The 2,285-nt window shown below is 60.0% G+C and carries 2 protein-coding genes; one reads left to right on the forward strand and one right to left on the reverse strand.

What is annotated here, in order from left to right:
* A partial coding sequence (ligD, locus tag AB4Z11_RS29850) for a non-homologous end-joining DNA ligase (RefSeq protein ID WP_442029527.1) occupies positions 1-1,720 on the reverse strand: 1,720 nt, incomplete at its 3' end.
* Positions 1,721-1,921: 201 nt separating this feature from the next.
* Here ligD and AB4Z11_RS29855 point away from each other — a divergent pair.
* The gene (locus AB4Z11_RS29855; protein WP_442029529.1) at positions 1,922-2,278 is read left to right on the forward strand and encodes a hypothetical protein; all 357 of its coding nucleotides are present in this window, start codon (positions 1,922-1,924) and stop codon (positions 2,276-2,278) included.
* The last annotated feature ends 7 nt before the right edge of the window (positions 2,279-2,285 follow it).

Below are 2,285 nucleotides of genomic sequence, written 5' to 3' on the forward strand. Positions count from 1 at the left end.
TGGTGCCGCTGACCGGATCGATCACGCGATCGGGATTGGTGACCTTGAGCGATGCAGGCARGCGGCTGGCGAGCGTCGGCGCGCCCGCCGTCGCGGCGGGAGCTTCGGCTGCTGCAGGCTTGGCGGCGCGGCGTCCGCGCGCCGGGGACTCGGTCGTGTCTTCGACGTGTTCCGGCTTCTCGCGGCCCACGGCGGCTGCCTTCTTGTCTTCGCGCAGGCCCTGGAACACGGCGTGCCGCACAGAGCCGCTGCGCGTCCATTCGCTGAAGCTGATTTCAGCGACCAGACTCGGTTTCACCCAATGCGACTTTCTGGCGATCGCGCGCGTGGACGCAAATGGACTGGTGCCGGTATCAAGCTTCTTCAAGCGCGAGATCAGGTCGCGCAAGGTCTTCTCGTTGAAGCCACTACCCACATTGCCCGCATAATGCAGCTCGCCATCCTTGCCGTACACACCCAGCAGCAGCGAGCCGATGCCGGTGCGCGCGCCTTGCGGATCGGTGTATCCGCCAATGACGAATTCCTGCCGCAGCCCGCATTTCAGCTTGATCCAGTCGCCCGACCGGCGCGAGGTGTAAGTCGAATCACGCCGTTTGCCGATCACGCCTTCGAGGCCCATCTTGCAGGCTGCGGCAACGATTTCCTGCGGCGTGGCGCTCAGCTCCGCGCTGTAGCGCACCATGCTTTTTTCCGGCAATTTGCCAAGCGCCTGCGCCAGCAGTTCGCGGCGCTGGGCCAATGGCACCTGGCGCAAATCGTAGCCATCGAGGAAAGGCGCGTCGAACAGGAAGTACACGATATTGTTCACGCGCTTGCCGTCGAAGGCTTGCTGCAGCAGACCGAAATCGGGACGGCCCGTCTCGTCATGAACCACGATTTCGCCGTCGTACCAGCCATCCGGCAGCTTCATTTTCGCCAGCGCAGCGCGCAGCGGTTCGAGTTTGGCGGTCCAGTCGTTGCCGTTGCGCGTGATGAGGGCAATGTCCTTGCCTTCAATGCGGGCCAGGATGCGGTAGCCATCGTATTTGACTTCGAAGATCCATTCCTTCGGATTGGACGGCGGTTCATCGACTAGCGTCGCCAGTTCGGGCGCCAGCTCTTTCGGCATGCGCGCCTTTTTGGCGATCTCGGACAGCTCGGCCGACGCCGCTTCAGCCGCTGCACCATCCGGCATCGGCAGCGACTTCACGCTGTCCGGCAATTCATCGACGACGCTGAATTCGGATGCAGGACGCACGTATTCGTCCTTCTCTTTGATGAGCAGCCACGGCTCCTGCTTCTCGCCTTTACCTTTCATGCGCACCAGCGCCCAGCGCCCGTGCATCTTGTGGCCACGCAGTTCGAATTTCAGATTCCCCGCGCGGTACCCTTTGCGGGGATCTTCCAGCGGGTGCCAGGTGCCCTTGTCCCAGATGATCACCTTGCCCGCGCCGTACTGCTTTTCGGGGATGGTGCCTTCGAACTCGTTGTAGGAAATCGGATGATCCTCGACATGCACCGCCATGCGCTTGTCATGCGTGTCGTAGCTGGGACCTTTCGGCACCGCCCAGCTTTTCATGCTGCCATCGAGTTCAAGACGAAAGTCGTAATGCAAGCGCGTGGCCCAGTGCTTCTGGATCACGAAGACACGGTTGTCCCCGCCCTCCTTGCCGCCTTCGGCCGGTTCGGGCGTGATGCTGAAGTTGCGCTTGGCTTTGTAAGTCTTGAGTGCGTCTTTCATTCCGCCACCCTAGCGTGTCCCGTTACGCCGCACAGTACGACAGCTAACAATTGTAAGGATTTCCGCCAGTTGTAACCATGTGTAATAGCCGTCAACTAGTCGTTTTCAGGGGACGTTTTTGGCTCAAGTGACACGACAAACAGTGCACTTCGGAAAAAACCCGAAACGTTTGACACGATATTTTCAACGAGGAGCTGTACCATGAAAAAGACCATCGCTACCCTGATCGTAGGCCTGTTCGCTACCGCCGCTTTCGCACAGACTCCGGCTCCGGCCGCAGCTCCAGCAACGCCTGCCGCCGCAGCCAAGGCTGAAGCGAAAGACATGAAGCAGGAAGCCAAAGAACACAAGCACGCTGCCAAAGCGGCTGCAAAAGATGCGAAGGAAGCCAAGGCTGATGCCAAGGAAGCCAAGGCCGACGCAAAAGAAGCAAAAGCTGACGCCAAAGAAGCCAAGGCTGATGCTAAAGTAGCGAAAGCCGACGCAAAAGTCGCCAAGGCCGAGGTGAAGACCGAAGCCAAAGCTGAGTCGAAGGAAGCCGCTCCGGCCAAGAAGTAAGCAGTAC

Origin of the sequence: Pseudoduganella sp. RAF53_2 (genome assembly GCF_052113985.1) — a bacterium.
Lineage (GTDB): Bacteria > Pseudomonadota > Gammaproteobacteria > Burkholderiales > Burkholderiaceae_D > Rugamonas.

Excerpts from the sequence above, each read along its gene's own strand:
- AB4Z11_RS29855 (WP_442029529.1), top strand. The coding sequence starts at position 1,922 with ATGAAAAAGACCATCGCTACCCTGATCGTAGGCCTGTTCGCTACCGCC.